15 protein-coding genes and 1 tRNA gene are annotated in these 19925 nt (G+C 72.7%); 10 read left to right on the forward strand and 6 right to left on the reverse strand.

Annotation, left to right across the window (positions count from 1 at the left end; all coding sequences use genetic code 11):
• Window positions 1-72 precede the first annotated feature (72 nt).
• The 3 genes from ACFYY1_RS01425 to ACFYY1_RS01435 are packed head-to-tail and all read right to left on the reverse strand — an operon-like array spanning window position 73 to window position 3753.
• Window positions 73-1125: an ABC transporter permease gene (locus ACFYY1_RS01425; protein WP_388579318.1), complete on the reverse strand. Its 1053-nt coding sequence runs from the start codon at window positions 1123-1125 to the stop codon at window positions 73-75.
• Window positions 1109-2218 (reverse strand): ABC transporter permease, encoded by a 1110-nt coding sequence (locus ACFYY1_RS01430; RefSeq protein WP_388579321.1) that lies wholly within the window; start codon window positions 2216-2218, stop codon window positions 1109-1111. The genes ACFYY1_RS01425 and ACFYY1_RS01430 overlap by 17 nt, the downstream gene beginning before the upstream one ends.
• A complete protein-coding gene (locus ACFYY1_RS01435) occupies window positions 2215-3753 on the reverse strand; it encodes a sugar ABC transporter ATP-binding protein (RefSeq protein WP_388579324.1) in 1539 nt (512 codons plus the stop codon). The genes ACFYY1_RS01430 and ACFYY1_RS01435 overlap by 4 nt, the downstream gene beginning before the upstream one ends.
• Window positions 3754-4054: 301 nt before the next feature.
• Between ACFYY1_RS01435 and ACFYY1_RS01440 the strand changes: the two genes are divergently transcribed.
• The 3 genes from ACFYY1_RS01440 to ACFYY1_RS01450 all read left to right on the forward strand — a co-directional run bounded on the left by ACFYY1_RS01440 (window position 4055) and on the right by ACFYY1_RS01450 (window position 7655).
• Entirely contained in the window at window positions 4055-5566 is a 1512-nt protein-coding gene (locus tag ACFYY1_RS01440) for an FG-GAP and VCBS repeat-containing protein (protein ID WP_388579326.1), read from the forward strand.
• Between the two features lie 95 nt (window positions 5567-5661).
• Window positions 5662-7023, forward strand: coding sequence for a sensor histidine kinase (locus ACFYY1_RS01445; RefSeq protein WP_388579328.1), 1362 nt, complete (start codon window positions 5662-5664; stop codon window positions 7021-7023).
• On the forward strand, window positions 6996-7655 hold the full coding sequence (locus ACFYY1_RS01450) for a response regulator (protein WP_388579329.1): 660 nt from the start codon (window positions 6996-6998) through the stop codon (window positions 7653-7655). The genes ACFYY1_RS01445 and ACFYY1_RS01450 overlap by 28 nt, the downstream gene beginning before the upstream one ends.
• A gap of 67 nt (window positions 7656-7722) precedes the next feature.
• Here ACFYY1_RS01450 and ACFYY1_RS01455 read toward each other — a convergent pair.
• Window positions 7723-7795, reverse strand: a tRNA-Arg gene (locus ACFYY1_RS01455).
• Between the two features lie 328 nt (window positions 7796-8123).
• Between ACFYY1_RS01455 and ACFYY1_RS01460 the strand changes: the two genes are divergently transcribed.
• From ACFYY1_RS01460 to ACFYY1_RS01490, 7 genes are all read left to right on the forward strand, one after another.
• Complete coding sequence (locus ACFYY1_RS01460) at window positions 8124-9785, forward strand: dynamin family protein (protein WP_388581414.1); 1662 nt, start codon at window positions 8124-8126, stop codon at window positions 9783-9785.
• Window positions 9782-11707 (forward strand): YfjP family GTPase, encoded by a 1926-nt coding sequence (locus ACFYY1_RS01465; RefSeq protein ID WP_388579332.1) that lies wholly within the window; start codon window positions 9782-9784, stop codon window positions 11705-11707. Before ACFYY1_RS01460 ends, ACFYY1_RS01465 begins: the two co-directional genes overlap by 4 nt.
• Window positions 11708-11806: 99 nt before the next feature.
• The gene (locus tag ACFYY1_RS01470) at window positions 11807-12340 is read left to right on the forward strand and encodes a single-stranded DNA-binding protein (RefSeq protein WP_388579334.1); all 534 of its coding nucleotides are present in this window, start codon (window positions 11807-11809) and stop codon (window positions 12338-12340) included.
• 274 nt (window positions 12341-12614) lie between these two features.
• Window positions 12615-14066, forward strand: a complete 1452-nt coding sequence (locus ACFYY1_RS01475) for an LAETG motif-containing sortase-dependent surface protein (RefSeq protein WP_388579336.1) — start codon at window positions 12615-12617, stop codon at window positions 14064-14066.
• Between the two features lie 245 nt (window positions 14067-14311).
• Window positions 14312-15976 (forward strand): energy-dependent translational throttle protein EttA, encoded by a 1665-nt coding sequence (gene ettA, locus ACFYY1_RS01480; protein WP_388579339.1) that lies wholly within the window; start codon window positions 14312-14314, stop codon window positions 15974-15976.
• Window positions 15977-15981: 5 nt separating this feature from the next.
• Window positions 15982-16404, forward strand: coding sequence for a thioesterase family protein (locus ACFYY1_RS01485; protein ID WP_124717647.1), 423 nt, complete (start codon window positions 15982-15984; stop codon window positions 16402-16404).
• Window positions 16401-17084, forward strand: a complete 684-nt coding sequence (locus ACFYY1_RS01490; protein ID WP_388579343.1) for a hypothetical protein — start codon at window positions 16401-16403, stop codon at window positions 17082-17084. The genes ACFYY1_RS01485 and ACFYY1_RS01490 overlap by 4 nt, the downstream gene beginning before the upstream one ends.
• A gap of 10 nt (window positions 17085-17094) precedes the next feature.
• Here the strand turns inward: ACFYY1_RS01490 and ACFYY1_RS01495 are convergent, their stop codons facing one another.
• Window positions 17095-18288: a serine hydrolase domain-containing protein gene (locus tag ACFYY1_RS01495; RefSeq protein ID WP_388579344.1), complete on the reverse strand. Its 1194-nt coding sequence runs from the start codon at window positions 18286-18288 to the stop codon at window positions 17095-17097.
• Window positions 18285-19835 (reverse strand): alpha/beta hydrolase, encoded by a 1551-nt coding sequence (locus ACFYY1_RS01500; protein WP_388579347.1) that lies wholly within the window; start codon window positions 19833-19835, stop codon window positions 18285-18287. The genes ACFYY1_RS01495 and ACFYY1_RS01500 overlap by 4 nt, the downstream gene beginning before the upstream one ends.
• Window positions 19836-19925 lie beyond the last annotated feature (90 nt).

A 19925-nucleotide genomic window follows, 5' to 3' on the forward strand; every position in this document is an offset into this window, starting at 1 on the left:
CGGCGATCTGCCTTTCGACGGTTTCGGCGGTATCAGCGGTACCAGCGGTTTCGGCGAGGTGCGGGGGAGGGCTCAGGACGGGCCGCGGGCGGCGGAACGCCGGTGCCTTCGTGCCACGACGGCGGCGATCACCCGGGGGGTGAGTACGGACGCCACGAGCAGCAGGCCGGTCACGATCACCTGCACCTCGTTGGCGATGTCGTTGAGTGTCAGGAGGTTCTTCAGCACTCCGATCAGCAGCACCCCGGCGACCGCGCCGAACACGGTGCCCTTCCCGCCGTCGAAGTCGACGCCGCCGAGCAGCACCGAGGCGATGACGAGCATTTCGAAGCCGAGACCGTTGTCGGCGCGGGCACTGCCGTACCGCAGCGTGAACAGGACACCGGCGAACGCGGCGAACAGCCCCGTCACGACGAACAGCAGCAGCTTGATCCGCTTGACCCGGATCCCCGCGAAGTACGCAGCCTCCTCCTGGGACCCGATCGCGAACAGCGAACGGCCCAGCGCCGTGGCGTGCAGCACGATCCCGGTGACCACCGCGAGGACGGCGAACAGCAGGACCGGGTACGTGACGAAGGTGCCGGGCACGGTGGTGGTGTCGACGGTCCAGTCGGCGTACGCCTGCGGGAAGTCGGTCACTGCGTCGCTGCCCAGCACCACCGAGGCCAGACCCCGGTAGAGGGCCAGGGTGCCGATGGTGACGGCCAGCGAGGGCAGCCCCACCCGGGTGACCAGCCAGCCGTTGAGCAGCCCGCCCGCCGCACCGGCCAGCAGCACCACCGGCACGATCGTCTCGAAGGCCCAGCCGGCGTTCCACAGCGCACCGGTCAGCGCACTGCCCAGGCCCAGCATCGAGGCGACCGACAGATCGACCTGACCCGCGACGACGAGCAGCGTCATCGGCAGCGCGATGACGGCGACCTCGACGATGTCGTTGAACGCGAAGGCGAGGTTCTCGCCGGAGCCGAAGCCGTCCGTGGTGCCGAGGCCGACGACGAGGACCGCCACCAGGAGCACCCCGACCGCGCTGTCCCAGCGCAGCGCCGCACTCCGTACGCGAGCGGCCCGGCCCCTCCCGGTCCGCGCGGCGTCCGCCGCCTCCCGCGTCTCAGCCGCCGTTCCCATGCCGGGTGCTCCTCTTCCTCGGTGCGGCGGTCATCCGCAGGTTCACGACCCGGTCGACACCGATGGCGAGCAGCAGCAGCGCACCGGTGATGGCGCCCTGCCAGAAGGAGTCGACCTTCAGCACGACCAGGACGCTGCCGATGGTGGTGAGCAGCAGGGCGCCCAGCGCCGCGCCCCAGACCGTCCCCGTACCACCGGTGATGGCGACGCCCCCGACGACCACGGCGCTGACGACGGTCAGTTCCCAGCCGTGCGCGTTGTCCGCGACGACCGTGCCGAACCGGGCCAGCCACAGGGCCCCGGCGAAACCGGCGACGGCGCCCGAGAAGACGTACGCGGCGAGGATCCGGCGGCGGATCGGGATTCCGGCGAGCAGGGCGGCCTCCGGGCTCGAACCGATCGCGTACAGCTCCCGGCCCGAGCGGTGGTTGCGCAGGAAGTACGCGGTCGCGGCGAGCAGGACCACGGCGATCAGCGGCAGATACGGCACGCCGATGACGCTGCCGCTGCCGAGCCCCAGGACCGGGTCCGGTACCTCGGCGGCGTTGATCTGGTCGCCCTGCGCCCACCAGTAGTCGACGCCCTGGACGACGTAGAGCATGCCCAACGTCACGACGAGCGCCGGGACCCCGCCGAAGCTGACCAGGGCGCCGGAGACGAGCCCGCAGACCACCCCGACGGCGGCGCCGAGCAGCAGCACGGTGAGCACCCCGTGGTCCGTCCCGGCGACGAACCGGCCGCAGGCGAAGGCGGAGAGCCCGACGACGGAACCGACCGACAGATCGATGTTGCGGGTGATCACGACGGCCGACTGGCCGACCGCGAGCAGCACCAGGATCGAGGCGTTGAGCAGCAGGTCCTTGACGCCCTGGCCGGACAGGAACCGCGGGTTGGCGAGGTACGTGCCGAGGACCAGCAGCACGAGCGCCCCGGCGATGGAGATCTCCCGGGCCCGGAACACGGCGTCCAGGAGCGAGGCGGCGCCGGTGGTGGTCGTGCCGCTGGTGGGGGTCGTGGTCGTGCCGACGGCGGGGGTCGTGCCGACGGTGGTGGCCGTGTCGCCGACGGGGGTCGTGTCGCCGTGGGTCGTCATGCCACCGCCCTCTCGCCCAGCCCGGTCGCGGCGGCCATGACCGTCTCCTCGGTGGCGTCGCGGCGCGGGAGTCCGGCGACGAGCCGGCCCTCGCGCATGACGAGCACCCGGTCGGCCATCCCGATCACCTCGGGCAGATCGGAGGAGATCATCAGCACCGCGAGCCCGTCCGCGGCCGACGAGGAGAGCAGCCGGTGGACTTCGGCCTTGGTGCCGACATCGATGCCACGGGTCGGCTCGTCGACGATGAGCACGGACGGCCCGGTCGCCAGCCACTTGGCGAGCACGACCTTCTGCTGGTTGCCGCCGGACAGCTCGCCGACGGCGCCGGCGAGCCGGTCGTACTTGAGCCGGAGGCGTACCGCCCAGTCGGCGGCCCGGTCGTGCTCCAGGGTCCGGCGGACCAGCCCGCGCCTGCGGACGTCGCCGAGGCCGGTGAGCGAGATGTTCCGCTCGACGGACAGCGCCATCACGAGCCCGCGCTGACGGCGGTCCTCCGGCACGAGTGCCAGCCCGGCGGCCATCGCGGCGGTCGGCGACCCGGGGCGCAGCACGGTGCCGTTCACCCGTACCTCCCCGGCGTCCGCGCGGTCGACGCCGAAGACCGCCTGGGCGACCTCGGTCCGGCCGGCGCCGACGAGCCCGGCGAGCGCGACGATCTCCCCGCGCCGGACCTCGAACGACACATCGCGGAAGACCCCTTCGCGGGTCAGCCGGCTCACCGACAGGGCGACTTCGCCGATCTCCGCGTCCTGCTTCGGATAGAGCTCGTCCAGCTCGCGGCCGACCATCCGGCGCACCAGGTCGTCCTGGGTCAGCCCGGCCAGCGGCTCGCAGGAGATCAGGCGGCCGTCGCGCAGCGTCGTGACCCGCCCGCACAGCTCGAAGATCTCGTCGAGCCGGTGCGAGATGAACAGCACGGCCGCACCCTCGTCGCGCAGCGCCCGCACCGCGGCGAAGAGCCGGGCCGTCTCGCTGCCGGTGAGCGCGGCGGTCGGCTCGTCCATGATCAGGACCCGGGCGTCGAAGGAGAGCGCCTTGGCGATCTCGACGAGCTGCTGGTCCGCGATGGACAGACCGCGGGCCGGCCGGTCGGGCGCCAGGTCGACCCCGAGCCGGCGCATCAGTGCCGCGGTGGCCCCGTGCACGGCGCGGCGGTCGATCCGGCCGAGGCCGCGCCGGGGCTGACGGCCCATGAAGATGTTCTCGGCGATCGACAGATCGGGGAAGAGCGTCGGCTCCTGGTAGATGACGGCGATCCCGGCGTCGCGCGCGTCGGCGGGCCCGTGGAAGACGACGGGCCGGCCGTCGAGCAGCACCTGTCCGCCGTCCGGGCGGTGCACTCCGGCGAGCGTCTTGATGAGGGTGGACTTTCCCGCACCGTTCTCCCCGGCGAGCGCGTGCACCTCACCGGGGCACAGCGACAGCGACACGTCGTGCAGGGCGCGTACGGCGCCGAAGGACTTGCTCACGCTTTTCAGTGCCAGGACCGGGGAGGCGGGGGCCGGGGCCGGGCCCCTGGCGGGCTGGTTCATGAGGGCTCCTCAGCGGAGGCACGCACCGTGAAAGGATTCAATGAGGTAGCTCGGAAGCTAGACGGGGATCGCGGGCACCGTCAATGGTGCGGTGGCGCCCCTGTTCCGTACCCGCCCGCCAGGGCCCGGGTGGAGGAGCTGTGACGGTTGCCGTGTGAACGCAACCGCCGCGCGCCATCACAGGTCTGACTCTGCGAAGCACCGGTGCCGTACCGCCGTACCGCCGTACCGCACCGGACCGTCCACGTACTCCGGCTCTCAGGCTCACACCAACCTCCCACACCCGAACGAAGGAGCCCATGTGGCATCCCGCGCGCTAGGAACCACCGTGGTGCTCGCCATCACCGTGGCGACCGCCGTGATCACCTTCCCCGCCGCCCAGGCGGCGACGCCCGGCCGCGCCACGGCCTCGGCGCCGGCGTCCACGAACGCGGCCGTGCCCGCCCCGGCCCCGCGCCGCGACGACTTCAACGGGGACGGCTACCCGGACCTGGCGTTCACCGCGCCGGGCGGCACCGTCGACGGCAAGGCCGAGGCCGGTTACGTGGCCGTGGTGTACGGCTCCGGGAACGGGCCGCAGACCTCCACCAAGCAGGTCTTCACCCAGAACTCGCCCGGCATACCGGACTCCGCCGAGGCCGGTGACGCGTTCGGCGGCTCGATGGTCTCCGCCGACCTCGACAAGGACGGATACAGCGACCTCGTGGTCGGCGCGGGCAACGAGAAGATCGGCACGGCCGGGTCCGCCGGTTCGCTCACCGTGATCTGGGGCGGCGCGCACGGACTCTCCGGCGGCGCGACCCTCCTGACCGGGGACGAGCTGTACGACGAGGTCGGCGCCAGGACCGCGGTCGGTGACTTCGACGGCGACGGCGCCATGGACATCGTCACGGTCGGCATGCACAACACCTATGTCCTGTCGGGCCCGTTCAAGCGCGACGGCGGCGCCGCGGCCCCCGCCAGGGAGATACCCGACGTGGACGACCTGCGCTACATGGACATCACCGCGGGCGACTTCGACGGCGACGGCCACGACGACCTGGCCGGCGTCGTCCACGACGGCGACGAGTACGACGCCCGCCGCATCCTCGTCCGCGACGGCGGTGCCACCGGCCTCGCCGAGGACTACACCACCGTGAACGCGGCCAACGGCTACCGCCTCCAGGGCGGCGAGACCATCACGGCCGGCCGGATCGACGGCGACGAGTACGCCGACCTCGTCGTGGGCCGCCCGGTCGACGGCTACGACAGCGACCTGGACCTCCCGCTCGCCAAGGGCGGCATGATCACCTACGTACCGGGCGGCGCGAACGGCCCGCGGGGCGACCGGGCCAAGGTCTTCAACCAGGACAGCGCCGGTGTCCCGGGCGCCGCCGAGCGGGGCGACGGCTTCGGCGCCTCGGTGTCGATCGGCGACATGAACGGCGACGGCTACGGCGACATCGCCGTCGGCGTCCCGGGCGAGGACCTCGGCACGACGAAGGACGCGGGCTCGGTCCTGGTCCTCCCCGGCACCGTGTCCGGCCCGACCGGGACCGGCACCGTGGGCTTCAACCAGGACACGGCGGACGTTCCCGGAGTCGCCGAGGCGAACGACCGGTTCGGCGGCGCCGCCAAGCTGGTCGACGCCGACCGCGACGGCCGCAGCGAACTGGCCGTCGGCGCCCCCGGCGAGAACTCGGACGCCGGCTCCCTGTGGGTCTTCCCGGACGCGGCGGCCGGCCCGGTGGCCAAGGGCTCGTTCACCTTCGGCCACGGAGCGCTCGGCACTGTCGGAACGAACGCGGCGCTGGGGTCGTCCTTCAACCGCTGACCCCGCGTCCCCGCCCCGGGGGTAGGCCCTGCCCCACCCCCGGGAGTCGGGCAGCCCGGATGTACCCGTCCGGGACCGGCTTCTACGGTGGGGCGATGAGCCCGAGGCAGCGTCAGCCAAGCCCCGTCGTGCGCCCGGAGGATGCGGAGCCGGACGCGCCCCGGACGCGCCCCGGCGCCGTCTGGCAGGCCCTGCCGTCCCCCCGCTACCTGCTGTCCTCCTGGCCCTGGCGGTCGGCGGGTTACCTGATCAGCGGCGCCCTGGCCGGTGCGGTCGTCCTGGTGGTGACCGTGACCGTCGCGGCCGTGGGCGGCGCGCTCTCCGTCGTGCTGATCGGCCTGCCGCTGCTCGCCCTCCTCACCTTGACCGGCATCCCGGTGGCGGCCCTGGAGCGGCGCAGGCTCGGCCTGCTGGGCCCCGCCCCGGCCCCGGACCCGCACCGCCGCCCGGCCGAACCGGGGCTGCGGAGCTGGGCGGCATGCCGGTTCCGGGAACGGGCGACCTGGTGGGAGCTCGGGTACGCGGCGCTGTTCGCCCTGGTCCTGTGGCCGCTCGACGCCCTCGCGGTGAGCGTCTGCGCGGCCGCGCCCCTCGTGATGGCGGGCACCCCCGTACTGATGGAGCTCTACGGGGACGGCGAGGAGTTCCGCGTGGTGAAGCTGTGGATGGTCACGACGTGGCCCGAAGCCTTCGCGACGGCGGCGCTCGGGCTCGTGCTCCTGCTGCTCGGCGGCTACGCCCTGGGCGCCCTGGCCGGAGCCAGGGCGGAACTGACCCGCCTCCTGCTCACCCCCGGCCCCTCGGAGCCGGACGCACGGGTCGTGGAACTGACCCGTTCCCGGGTCCGGCTGGTCGACGCCTTCGAGGCCGAACGCCGCCGCATCGAACGCGATCTGCACGACGGCGCCCAGCAGCGCATCGTCGCCCTCACCATGATGCTCGGCCTGGCCCGCCTGGACGCCCCGCCCGGCCCCCTCGCCGACCAGCTCACCAGGGCCCACGAGGAGGCGGGCCGGGCCCTCGCGGAACTGCGCGAACTGATCCACGGAATTCACCCGCAGGTGCTCGCCGACTACGGCCTCCAGGCCGCGGTCGCCGACGCCGCCGAACGCTCCGTGATCCCCGTCGGGGTGGACGTCGAACTGCCCGGCCGGCTCCCCGAAGCCGTCGAGGCGGCCGCCTACTTCGTGGTCTGCGAGGCCCTCGCCAACGTCGCCCGGCACAGCGGCGCGAGCCGCGCCGAGGTCAGCGGGGGCCACCGCGAGGGCCGCCTCTTCCTGGAGATCCACGACGACGGACGGGGCGGCGCGAGCACGTCCGGGGGCGGCAGCGGACTGACCGGCCTGGCCGACCGGGTCTCCGTGCTCGATGGCAGACTTGCGCTGTCCAGCCCGGCCGGGGGCCCGACCCGATTGCGTGTGGAGATTCCTTGCGAGTGGACCGATCGCTCCGCGTAGTCCTGGCCGAGGACAGCGTGCTGCTGCGCGAGGGACTGACGGGCCTGCTCGGCCGCTTCGGCCACGAGGTGGTCGCGGCGGTCGGCGACGCGGAAGCCCTCGCCACGGCCGTGGCCGAACACTCCCCGGACATCGTCGTCACCGACGTCCGGATGCCGCCGGGCTTCCAGGACGAGGGCCTGCACGCGGCGGTCCGGCTCCGCGAACGGCAGCCCGCCCTCCCGGTGCTGGTCCTGAGCCAGTACGTGCAACGCGCCTACGCCGCGGACCTTCTGGACTCCGGTGACGGCTCGGGCGTCGGCTATCTGCTCAAGGACCGGGTCGGCCAGGTCGAGGAGTTCATCGACGCGCTGCGCGAGGTCGCCGACGGCGGCACGGTCGTCGACCCCGAAGTCGTACGCCAGCTCCTGCGCCGCCGCCGCGACCCGCTGGAACGCCTCACCGCCAGGGAGCGCGAGGTGCTCGCCCTGGTGGCCCAGGGCCGGTCGAACGGCGCGATCGCCCGCGAACTGGTCGTCTCCGAGGCGGCGGTGGGCAAACACATCGGCAACATCCTCGCCAAGCTGGACCTCCCGCCGGCCGACGAGACGCACCGCCGAGTCCTGGCGGTCCTGACCTTCCTGCGCGCCTGACGGCCCCGGACCCGAACCGGTCCGCGGGCAGCAAAAAGACCCTCCCGGAGGAGGGTCTTGATCCGTGCGCCCCCGGCAGGACTCGAACCTGCGGCCAAGTGCTTAGAAGGCACCTGCTCTATCCACTGAGCTACGGGGGCCGGGTGGTGGCCTCGGCGGCCTGGAGCCCTGGGGCCGGGCCGGTCGGTGACCTGCCGGGACAAGGATAGGGCTCCGATCGCCTCGTCCTGGTTGCTTCACCTGCGTGGCACGATGTGGAGGTTCGGTGAAGCGAACCGATAATCGCAGGTGGGTGGGATTCCTGCACCGCTTTTGGCGCCTCCCGCCCCGGGTGTTGTGCACTCGTTATGCCTGCGCCCCACTCATCCCGTCTGTCCCGACTTCATTTCTGGAAGAGAAGCGGCGCGCAGAGGTGGCTATACGCTTCAAAAAGGCTCCAAAATTGGGCATTCTTCGCATGTGGTGACCTTGGACGTACGGCCTCAGCTCATCGACGCACTCTCCGCCCTGCGCGACCGTGTCGCCGCCGTGCGTCTGCCACTCCCGCTGCCGGGAGCCGCGCGCGCCCGGCAGACCCGCAGCGAGCTGCTCGCCCAGCTCGACGACTATCTGCTTCCCCGGCTCAGGGATCCCGAAGCGCCGCTGCTCGCGGTCATCGGCGGGTCGACCGGGGCGGGGAAGTCGACGCTGGTCAATTCGCTGGTGGGGCGGCCGGTCAGCGCGGCCGGGGTGCTGCGGCCGACCACCCGGACACCCGTGCTCGTCTGCCATCCGGACGATCACCACTGGTTCGCGGGAGCACGCGTACTGCCGCAGCTGACCCGGGTCTGGCTGCCGCCCGAGGAGTCCGGGGAGCCCGGCCGCTGCGACGACCTCGACGGGCTGGACGGACTCGACGCGGGCGAGGAGGAGGACGGGACCTGGCTGCGGGTCGAGACCTCGCCGGGGCTGCCGCGCGGGCTCGCGCTGCTGGACGCGCCCGACATCGACTCGCTCGTGGTGCGGAACCGGATGCTGGCCGCCGAGCTGATCTGCGCCGCTGACGTGTGGGTGATGGTGACCACGGCCTCCCGCTACGCGGACGCGGTGCCCTGGCACCTGCTGCGTACCGCCAAGGAGTACGACGCCTCGCTCGTCACCGTCCTCGACCGGGTGCCGCACCAGGTGATCGCCGAGGTGTCGCAGCAGTACGGGGCGCTGCTCGCCCGCGCCGGACTCGGCGAGGTGCCGCGCTTCACCATCCCCGAGCTGCCCGAATCGGCCGATGGCGGCAGCGGGCTGCTGCCCACGACCGCCGTCGCCCCGCTGCGGGCCTGGCTCAGCCACCGCGCCCAGGACCCGGCGGCCCGCCAGCAGGCGGTCGGGCGTACGGCGGCCGGGGTCATCGACTCGCTGGACGTACGGATGCCCGAGCTGGCCGGGGCCGTCGCCGCGCAGTACGCGGCGGCCGTGCGGCTGACCGGCGTGGTCGAGGACGCGTACCGGGCGGAGGGCGTCCGGGTCCGGCGCAGGCTGCACAGCGGCGGCGTGCTCGCCGGGGACGCCCGGACCAGGTGGCGCGGCTACCCGCAGTACAGCACCGCGGGGGAACTTCTCGAAGCGCTGGTCGAAAGCCTCGCCGCGCTCCTGCAGTGCGCCGTGGCCGCCGCCGACGAGCAGATCCGTACGACCTGGCAGCGCGAACCCGCGGGCCGCGGGTTCGGCTTCGAGGACGTCGGCCGGGAGGCCGGGGGATGGGGGCCCGCCGAGGACATCCGGGGCCGGATCGCCATGACCGTACGGCGGTGGTGGCGGGTCCTGGAGGAGCTGGCCGAGGAAGAGGTGCGCGACCTGGAACGCAACGCCGCTCCCGACGCCGAGACCGTGGCCGCGCTGCTGGCCGCCGAGCTGCTCGGCGGCCGCCGCACCCGCGGCGCCGGGGAGCAGCTCGCCGAACGGATCGGCGCCCAGACCGCGCTGCGGCTGCGCGACAAGGGCGGGGCGCTGCTCACCGAATGCCTGGACCGGGTGCTGAACGGCGAGCGCGACCGGCGGCTCGCACCGCTCGACGCGCTCGACGTGGCCCCGGAGCCGCAGGCCGAACTGATTGCCGCGCTGTCCGTACTGCAGAAGGAGAGGTGGCAGCGATGACTGCCGTCACTGACGAGGGGACCGCACCGGCCGGGAGCCCCGCTCCCCCCGAGGACCAGGGGACCGACGGGCTGGTCCCGGTACCGGAGGCCGGCCGGGTGCCGGAGCCGGTCCTGGTGCCGGAGCCGGGCCGGGAATGGAACGACGGGCTCATCGCCCGGCGGGCGGCGGTCAAGGCGGCGGACCCCGAACCCGAACCCGAGCCCGTCCGGGACGACGACGCACGGCCGCCCCAGGTCGAGGCGTACGTGCCCTCCGGCGGCCCGCTCCGCCCCCGGCTCGACGCGCTGCGGGAACTGGTCGGACTGTCCCGGGCCAGGCTCGACGGGGACACCCTCGCCGAAGCGGGACGGGTGCTCGACGAGGCGGCGGCCCGGCAGCGGCTCTCCTCCCGGCACACCGTCGTCGCCATCGCCGGGGCCACCGGCAGCGGCAAGTCGATGCTCTTCAACACCCTCGCGGGCGCCCAGATCTCCGAGACCGGGCTGCGCAGGCCGACCACCGCCGCCCCCATCGCCTGCTCCTGGACCGACGGGGCCGCCGGACTGCTCGACCGGCTCGCCATCCCGGGACGGCTCAGGCGCAGGCCGCAGCCGGGCGGTGCGGACACCGACGAGGCGCTCCAGGGACTCGTACTCGTCGACCTGCCCGACCACGACTCGGCGGCGACCGAACACCGGGAACAGGTCGACCGGGTCCTGGCCCTGGTCGACGCGGTGATCTGGGTCGTCGACCCGGAGAAGTACGCGGACGCGGCCCTGCACGAGCGCTATCTGCGGCCGCTCGCCGGGCATGCCGAGATCACCTTCGTCGTCCTCAACCAGATCGACCGGCTGCCCGGCGACGCGGCCGACCTGGTCCTCGACGACCTGCGCCGGCTGCTCGACGAGGACGGCATGGCGCTCGGCGAACACGGCGAACCGGGCGCCACCGTCATGTCCCTGTCCGCGCTCACCGGCGAGGGCGTCGACGAACTGCGCGAGGTGCTCGGCCGGTTCGCCCAGGAACGCACCGCGGCGGCGCGCAGGCTCTCCGCGGACGTGGACGCCGCCGCGGCCGGGCTCCGCCCGGTGTACGTGGCGGAGGGGCGGCCCGGCCTGGGCGAGCGGGCCCGTGAGGAGTTCACCGACGGGCTGGCGGAAGCCGTCGGGGCGGCCGCGGCGGGCCAGGCGGCCGAGCGCGAGTGGCGCAGGAACGCCGGAAGGGCGTGCGGCACGCCGTGGCTGCGGCTCTGGCGCTGGTACGAGTCCACCCGGCGTCCCGGAGGCCCGGAGCGCCCGGCGCGGCCCGAGCCCCCCGAGGAGCGGCTCACCGCCCGGCAGCGCGTCGAGCAGGCGGTACGGACGGTGGCGGACGAGGCCGCCGACGGGCTGCCGGGTCCCTGGGCGCAGGCGGTCCGCGAGGCGGCGGTGAACGGCGCGGACGGGTTGCCGGAGGCGCTCGACGCGCTGGCGGAAAGGGCCGGTGCGGAGCACGCCCCGGGCGGCGGGGCGGTGGTGGCCACGGGCGTCGCCGGGGCCTGCGGAGCGGCGCACAGCGGCCGGGCGGGCGGGAAGCCGCCGCGGCCGAAGTGGTGGCCCGCGGCGGTGCTGGCGCAGGCCGCGATGACGTTGCTGCAGATCTTCGGCGGGCTCTGGCTGGCCGGCCAGATCGTCGGCGTGCTCGAACCGGGCTACCTCACGCCCGCCCTGGTGATGATGGCCGGCGTCGTCGGCGGGCCGCTCGTGGAGTGGTCGTGCGTGGCCGCGGCACGGGGGCCGGCGCGACGGTACGGGCAGGAGGCCGAGCGGCAGTTGCGCGAGGCGGCGGCTGCCTGCGGGCGGGCCCGGGTGCTCGATCCGGTGGCCGCGGAGCTCGTGCGGTACCGCGAGGTGCGCGAGAGGTACGCGACGGTGACGGAGATTTCCACAACCGGCCGGTAGTCCACAGGCGCGAGCAGGATTTCCGCCTCCCCTTCAACCTGGGATCAGTGACCGCGTGGACGCGATCGCTGTTCCGAAGGCCGAAGGGGAGGCGGAGTCATGAACGACACCTTGGTGACATTGGTGGGCAACGCGGCTACGGGCGTGGAGTTCCGGGAGACCGCGACCGGCGGAATGGCGCGATTCCGGTTCGCGGTGACGCCGCGCCGCTGGGACCGCGAGAAACAGCTCTGGACGGACGGGCACACCAGCTTTTACACGGTGTGGGCCTGGCGCACTCTGGCTTTGAATCTGGCTGGTTCCGTTTCCGTCGGGGAACCACTCGTCGTGCACGGCCGGCTGAAGGTGCGCGAGGAGGAACGGGAGGGGCAGCACAGGACGTTCGTGGACATCGAGGCGGTCGCGGTGGGCCACGATCTGACGCGGGGGACGGCGGCGTTCCGGCGGGTGACGAGGGGCGAACCCGCGCTGACGGCACGGGTGGAGGCTGTGGACGCGTCGGGTGTGCCGGCGGAGCCGGGGGAGGCCGCCGGACCGGGCGGCCCCGACGGGTCCGGAGGACCGGACGGCTCCCGGCGCAAGCGGTCGACGGACCGTCAGAAAGCCGTCAAGGAACTCGCGTCGGTGTCATGAGGGGGCTGGAGCGGCCCGGGAGCAAGGTGAGATACGGGCCAGGAGCAGGCCGGAAACAGGCAGGGAACGGGTAGGGAACGGGCCCGGGAGGCGAACGCCGGTGATACCGGCGATAACGATTCCGATTCGGAATGGTTGTACGACGGTATGACGGGGGACTGTTCATCGCTTCCTCCTTAGGATTCCCCAGTACTCACGGGGCACTTGAGTCGACTGGCGGGGCAATCCCCACACGCGCATCAGGCGCGGAGGGCCCCGCCCGGAGGGGAATTCTGTGTTTTCTGCTTCTTCAGCGACCGTTTCGTCGTCCTCGGGGGCGACGGCCAATTCTCCGAGGCGGCGCGGCATAGCCCGGCTGGCCGCATCGGTGGTGGCATCCGGTCTGGTCATGGCAGGCGCCCTCGTCGGCGCGGGCGGCGCGGTCGCCGACGAGGCACCGCAGCATCAGGGCGGCGCGGCCGCGGTACTGGACGGGTTGAAGACCTTCGACCGCGCCGTGCTGCACACGGGCGGCAAGGACCAGCAGCTGCCCGCCGGTCTCTTCGAGATGACCGTCGACGGCGGCGGCAAGCTCAAGACGTACTGCATCGACATCCACAACCCCACCCAGGACCAGGCGAAGTACCTGGAGACCCCCTGGAACCAGACCTCGCTCGGCAGCAACAAGAACGCCGGCAAGATCCGCTGGATCCTGGAGCACTCCTACCCGCAGGTCGACGACCTCGCGGCGCTCGCCAAGGAGGCCGGCACCGGCCCGCTCACCGAGAAGACCGCGGCGGCGGGCACCCAGGTCGCCATCTGGCGCTACTCGGACAACGTGAAGGTCGACGCGACCGACGGTCAGGCCGAGAAGCTGGCCGACTGGCTGGAGAGCAACGCCGTCGACCAGGCCGAGCCCAAGGCGTCCCTCGCCCTGGACCCGGCCGCGGTCTCCGGCAAGTCCGGTGAGCGGCTCGGCCCGGTCACCGTCCACACCAACGCCGGCCAGGTCACCGTGACCCCGCCCGCCGACGCCGCCACCGGCGTCAAGGTCACCGACAAGGCCGGCAAGCCCGTCACCGCCGCGGCCAACGGCGCCGAGCTCTACTTCGACGTGCCCGAGGGCACCGCCGACGGCTCCGCCTCGCTGACGGTCCAGGCCACCACCTCGGTGCCGGTCGGCCGGGCGTTCGCCGGTGTCACCAAGAGCCAGACCATGATCCTGGCCGGCTCCAGCGAGTCCACGGTCTCCGCGACCGCCACCGGCACCTGGGCCAAGAAGGGCGCCATCCCGGCCGTCACGGCGAAGAAGAACTGCGCCAAGGGCGGCGTGGACGTCACCGCCGCCAACACGGGCGACGAGGCATTCACCTTCGAGCTGGCCGGCGCGAAGCACACCATCGAGGCGGGCAAGTCCCAGACGGTCACCGTACCGGTCGCCGAGGACCAGGCGTACGACTTCACGATCACCGGCCCCGGCGGCTTCTCCAAGACGTTCAAGGGCGTCCTGGACTGCAAGACCAGCGGCAGCGCCAGCGGCGGCACCGACACCCAGACCGGCGGCGACAAGCCCGCTCCGGCCACGTCCGGCGGCAGCTCCACCACCGGCGGCTCGGGTGACCTCGCCGAGACCGGTGGCTCCAGCGCCACCCCGGTCATCGCGGGCGTCGCGATCGCCCTCGTCGTCGTCGGCGGCGGCGCGGTCTTCCTCCTGCGCAAGCGGAAGACGCAGACCTCCGCACAGTGATTCCGCACCGTCGCGCCGCACCTTTGATTGCGGAGTGACGAACAGGGGGCGGACTGTCACGTTCGCTGATGAGGGCCCCGGTACGCCGACGCGTACCGGGGCCCTCTCATGCCCGGCGGCGGCCGCCCGCACGCTCCGGGGGCCGGGACGGGGTGTCTCGTGGACCGGGCGGGTTTCCATCCGGGGATGGACGTCAGGCAAGATGGGGTGTATCTGCCCACACATCGATTGCCGGACGGTTTCTCTTGGCTGAGTACATCTACACCATGCGCAAGACGCGCAAGGCGCACGGCGACAAGGTGATCCTTGATGACGTCAATCTGAACTTCCTGCCCGGGGCGAAGATCGGTGTGGTGGGCCCCAACGGCGCCGGTAAGTCCACGGTGCTGAAGATCATGGCGGGCCTGGAGCAGCCGTCCAATGGTGACGCGTTCCTGTCGCCCGGTTTCAGCGTCGGCATCCTCATGCAGGAGCCGCACCTCGACGAGGCGAAGACGGTCCTGGAGAACGTCCAGGACGGCGCCGCCGAGATCATGGGCAAGCTCAAGCGCTTCAACGAGGTCGCCGAGCTCATGGCGACGGACTACTCCGACGCGCTGATGGAGGAGATGGGCAAGCTCCAGGAGGACCTGGACCACGCCAACGCGTGGGACCTGGACGCCCAGCTGGAGCAGGCCATGGACGCCCTGGGCTGCCCGCCCGGCGACTGGCCGGTCGTCAACCTCTCCGGTGGCGAGAAGCGCCGCGTCGCGCTCTGCAAGCTGCTGATCGAGGCCCCCGACCTGCTGCTCCTCGACGAGCCCACCAACCACCTCGACGCCGAGTCGGTGAACTGGCTGGAGCAGCACCTCTCGAAGTACTCCGGCGCCGTCGTCGCCGTCACGCACGACCGTTACTTCCTGAACAACGTCGCCGAGTGGATCCTCGAACTCGACCGCGGCCGCGCCCTGCCGTACGAGGGCAACTACTCCACGTACCTCGACAAGAAGGCCGCCCGCCTCAAGGTCGAGGGCCGCAAGGACGAGAAGCGCGCCAAGAGGCTCAAGGAAGAGCTGGAGTGGGTCCGCTCCAACGCCAAGGGCCGGCAGACCAAGTCCAAGGCCCGACTCGCCCGTTACGAGGAGATGGCGGCCGAGGCGGACAAGATGCGGAAGCTGGACTTCGAGGAGATCCAGATCCCGCCGGGCCCGCGGCTCGGTTCCATCGTCGTCGAGGTCGAGAACCTCTCGAAGGCCTTCGGCGACAAGGTCCTCATCGACGACCTGTCGTTCACGCTGCCGCGCAACGGCATCGTCGGCGTCATCGGTCCGAACGGCGCGGGCAAGACCACGCTGTTCAAGATGATCCAGGGCCTGGAGACCCCCGACACCGGCTCGGTCAAGATCGGTGACACGGTCAAGATCTCCTACGTCGACCAGTCCCGCGCCAACATCGACCCGAAGAAGACCCTCTGGGCCGTCGTCTCGGACGAGCTGGACTACATCAACGTCGGCCAGGTCGAGATGCCCTCGCGGGCGTACGTCTCCGCGTTCGGCTTCAAGGGCCCGGACCAGCAGAAGCCGGCGGGTGTCCTCTCCGGTGGTGAGCGCAACCGCCTCAACCTGGCGCTGACGCTCAAGGAGGGCGGTAACCTGCTGCTCCTCGACGAGCCCACCAACGACCTCGACGTCGAGACCCTGTCCTCGCTGGAGAACGCCCTCCTGGAGTTCCCGGGCGCCGCGGTGGTCATCTCCCACGACCGCTGGTTCCTGGACCGCGTCGCCACGCACATCCTGGCGTACGAGGGCGACTCCAAGTGGTACTGGTTCGAGGGCAACTTCGAGTCGTACGAGAAGAACAAGGTCGAGCGCCTCGGCGCGGACGCGGCCCGCCCGCACCGTGCCACGTACAAGAAGCTCACGCGAGGCTGATCGTCTTGGCTCGTCACATCTACAACTGCCCGCTGCGCTGGTCGGACATGGACGCCTTCGGCCATGTGAACAACGTGGTCTTCCTCCGCTACCTGGAGGAGGCGCGCATCGACTTCATGTTCCGGCTGGCGCCGGGGGACGGTTCGCCGTCCTTCGCGGGCGGCTCCGTCGTGGCCCGGCACGAGATCGACTACGTACGGCCGCTGGTCCACCGGCACGAGCCGGTGACCGTCGAGTCGTGGGTCACGAAGATCGGCGCCGCGTCGCTGACGATCGCGTACGAGATCAAGGACCCGGACCAGGTGTACGTCCGGGCCTCGACCGTCGTCGTTCCGTACGACCTGGCGGAGGAGCGGCCCCGGCGGATCTCCGCCGAGGAGAAGCTCTTCCTCCAGCAGTACCTGGCCGAGGAGCCTGCCGCAGCATGACGGTGCCCGTACGGTCGCTGGAGTTCGCCGACCCGAGGGAGGCCGCGGATCTCGCGGCCTTCCTCGGCCGGCTGCTCCACTACGACCGGGCCGCCGCGGTGCGGATGCAGGCGGGCGGCGGTGCGCTGGCCGTGTTCGGCAGGCCGCCGTCGTTCGAGGTCCTGGCGATCCGGACGGCGCGGCTGGCCGGGCCGGACGACGGCTTCGACGTCACGGTGTCCGCCGGTGAACTCCTCGAATCCCTCGGGGAGTCCACCGGTACCGGCGCCGTCCCGGCACCCGTCACCGGACCGCCGTGGACGGGGGTCCTCCCGCCCCGCGGCGGCTGGCGCGAACTGCCGGGCCTGCCCGACCCGGTCTCCCTGCGCGCGGCGGTCACCGCCGCGGTGGCGGAGTTCCGCTCCCGCGACGAGGCGTTGCCCGAGGAGCGCCGTACCCGGGCGGAGCGGGACCTGATCGGCCGCGAGATCTGGTCGCGCACGGTCGCCGGTACCGGGCTTCCGCTGCGGGCCGTCCACGCCGCCCAGTCGCTGGGATTCCTCCGCCCCGCGCCGGACTTTCCCGTCGCCCTGCTCACGGCCGGGTCCTGGCTCCGGCTGCGCACCCCGTTCGGCTCGATCGCCCTGCGCGGCCCGGGCAGCGGGCTCGGCTCGCTCAACCTGTCGGTGGGCACAAGCTGAGCGACCGGGTCTAGCCGGTCAGGGCCCTGTCCACCAGCCGCCGCGCGGCCGCGTCCTGGGCGTCCTGGGCCGGGTCGCCCATCCGCAGGGTGAACGTGGCGCTGGTCGCGGCCCGTGAGCCGTCCGGTGTCACCCCGCTCTCGGAGACGATCCCCAGATGGGTTCCGCCGTGGAACCAGATCCCGCCGTCGCTCCCGGCCACCGGGCGCCAGGCGATGCCCAGCCCGTAACGGACTCCCGGCGCCGCGATCCAGTCCTCGGCCACGACCGTCTCCTTCATCGCAGCCAGCTCGGCCGGGCGCAGCAGCCGGCCGCTCATCAGGGCGCGCAGGAAGACCCCGTGGTCGTGGGTCGTGCTGATGACGGAGCCGTCCGCCCCGCCGCCGGAGGCCAGCGTCGTGTCGGTCGGCCGGGTGCGGCCGGGGAACCAGGTGTGCGCGGTGGCCGAGGGCCGGGGCAGGTACGGGGAGGTGCCCGGGGTGAAGGTGTGGCGCAGACCCAGGGGTTCGACGATCCGGTCGTGGATCTCCCGGGCCCAGGAGTTGCCGGTCACCCGCTCGATGATCAGGCCCGCCACCACGTAGTTGGTGTTGGAGTAGCCCCAGCGCCGCCCAGGGACCGGCGCTCCGGCGTCCGGCACCCACAGGGGCGGTCGGCTCAGGGCTGCCTTCAGCTGGTCCTCGGGGGTGGTGGTGCGAAACCGGGAACGGAGGTACCCGGCCGGGGTGAACGCGTCGGCCGCGTCGGGCGAGACGGCCAGGTAGTCGTTCAGGCCGCTGGTCTGGCGCAGCAGGTCGGCGACCGTGATCCTGCGGCCGTCGTTGCCGTTGCCCCGGACCGCGCCGGGCAGCCACCGCTCGACGGTGTCCGTGAGCGCGAGCCGTCCCTCGCCCACCAGTTGGAGGGCGAGCGTGGCCGTGAAGGTCTTGGTGTCGCTGCCGATCCGGTAGTAGGCGTCCCGGGGGACGGGGTGGGGCCCGGCTGCCGGGTCGGCAAAACCGGCGCGGGCCGTGGTGCGGCCGCGGGCGCTCTGGACCTCGGCCAGTACGCCGGTGGCGCCGGTGGCCACGATCGCGTCCACGTCCTCCTGGAGACGCTTGCCGAGCCCGGGACGGTGGCGGGGCGCGGCCGTCGCAGAGGGGCCGGATGCCCCGGTGAGCAGGGCCGCCGCCGTGGCCGCCAGGCCCGTACGTCTGCTGATCACCGGTCCTCCCCGGTGCGCGGGCAGGTCAGGTCGGCGGCGGGGAGCGTGCCGTCGCGCAGGTAGTCGTCGACGGCTCGGTCGGCGCAGGGGACGGGAGTGAGACCGCCGAGTCCGCGCCCGTACACCCCGTGCGAGCGGATGTCCGCCGTCACCAGCCGGGAGCCGGTCAGGCGGCGGTGCAGGGCCAACGCCCCTTCGTACGGGACGTTGTTGTCGCGCCGGGCCTGGAGCATCAGGACGGGTACGTCGTTGCCGATCACCGTGGCGGGCTCGCGGGACGTGCTCGTCCAGAACGCGCACGGGGCGATCATGCTGTTGACGAGGGGGCCGAAGACGGGCTGGGTGGCGCGGACGGCCTCCATGTTCTTCCAGTACGTCTCCGGGTCCCGCGGCCAGCCGCCGGCCGGCCAGCCGCTGTCGCCGCACATGAAGAGGGCCCCGCCCAGCATGCTGTCCGTCAGTTCGGGCGAGGCGAGCAGCTCCAGCATGGCGGCGAGCTCCGGGCCGGGCTCGACCGGCCTGCCCGCCGCGGCGTCGGCCAGGTCCCGCACCGTGGCGGCGAGCGCCGGGTCGTACTCCTCGTGCTGGATGAGCTGCCGCAGCACCAGCCGCAGCAGCGGCGCGTCGAGCCGGACGCCGGAGACGGTCACCGGGCGCCGCTCGGCCCCGTCGAGCAGCCGTTGGACGCTCGACCGCACACGGGCGGGCGTGTCGCCGAGCCGGTAGGTGCCGTCGTGCCGGGCGGTCCAGCCGGCCCAGGCGTCCAGCGCCTCTTCGAGCGGTCTGCCCGCCCGCTGGAAGAGTTCGTACTGACCGGCCGACGGGTCGGTGGAGGAGTCGATGACGACGCGGTCGGCGCGGCGCGGGAACATCTGGGTGTAGACGGCGCCCAGATCGGCGCCGTACGAGACGCCGTAGTACGACAGTCTGCGCTCACCCAGTGCCGCGCGGATCGCGTCCATGTCGCGGGCGACGTTCCGGGACGTGGCGTGGGGGAGGAGCCGGGCGTTGTCCCCGTGCTCCTGGCAGCGGCGTGCGGTGTCGCGGGCGGATCGTACCGACCGCTCGAAGTCCTCGCGACGGGTCGTGACCGGGCCGGGCGCGGGCGCCGGGGCGGCCGGGTCGCAGGCGACGGGGGTGGACTCGCCGAGGAAGCGGGGATCGAAGCCGATCAGGTCGTAGCGGTCGGCGGCGTCCTTCAACGCGGGACGCAGGTACAGGGTGTTGGCGAGTCCGGTGCCGCCCGGACCGCCCGGGTTCGACAGCAGGACGCCCCGCCGCTGCCCGTGCTTCGCGGTGGCCTTGATACGGGAGACGGCGATCCGGATGGTCCGGCCGCCGGGGTCGGAGTAGTCGAGCGGGACGGTCACCTCCGTGCACTGCGCACCCGCCTCGTTCAGCTCCTTCTGCTGCGGTGAGCAGGGGCCCCAGACGAGCCGCTGATGTGCGGGTGCGGCGGGTGCGGCGGGGGTGGCCGATGCGGGCATGCCGCCCGCGAGTAAACAGGTCAGGCCCAGGCCAACGGCGGCCGACGTGGCGACGCGCATGGTGCTCCTCGGGATCAGGTGGATGACTCCCGCACGACGCTATGGGCGTACGCGGCGCGGGAACATCGGGCCACCCGGCCGAAGCGGCCT

Source organism: Streptomyces sp. NPDC001890, from assembly GCF_042891445.1.
Taxonomy (GTDB): domain Bacteria; phylum Actinomycetota; class Actinomycetes; order Streptomycetales; family Streptomycetaceae; genus Streptomyces.

Coding starts and splice junctions, on each gene's coding strand:
- ACFYY1_RS01465 (WP_388579332.1), top strand. CDS start 9,782: ATGACTGCCGTCACTGACGAGGGGACCGCACCGGCCGGGAGCCCCGCT.
- ACFYY1_RS01470 (WP_388579334.1), top strand. CDS start 11,807: ATGAACGACACCTTGGTGACATTGGTGGGCAACGCGGCTACGGGCGTG.
- ACFYY1_RS01500 (WP_388579347.1), bottom strand. CDS start 19,835: ATGCGCGTCGCCACGTCGGCCGCCGTTGGCCTGGGCCTGACCTGTTTA.
- ACFYY1_RS01435 (WP_388579324.1), bottom strand. CDS start 3,753: ATGAACCAGCCCGCCAGGGGCCCGGCCCCGGCCCCCGCCTCCCCGGTC.
- ACFYY1_RS01490 (WP_388579343.1), top strand. CDS start 16,401: ATGACGGTGCCCGTACGGTCGCTGGAGTTCGCCGACCCGAGGGAGGCC.
- ACFYY1_RS01430 (WP_388579321.1), bottom strand. CDS start 2,218: ATGACGACCCACGGCGACACGACCCCCGTCGGCGACACGGCCACCACC.
- ACFYY1_RS01445 (WP_388579328.1), top strand. CDS start 5,662: ATGAGCCCGAGGCAGCGTCAGCCAAGCCCCGTCGTGCGCCCGGAGGAT.
- ACFYY1_RS01425 (WP_388579318.1), bottom strand. CDS start 1,125: ATGGGAACGGCGGCTGAGACGCGGGAGGCGGCGGACGCCGCGCGGACC.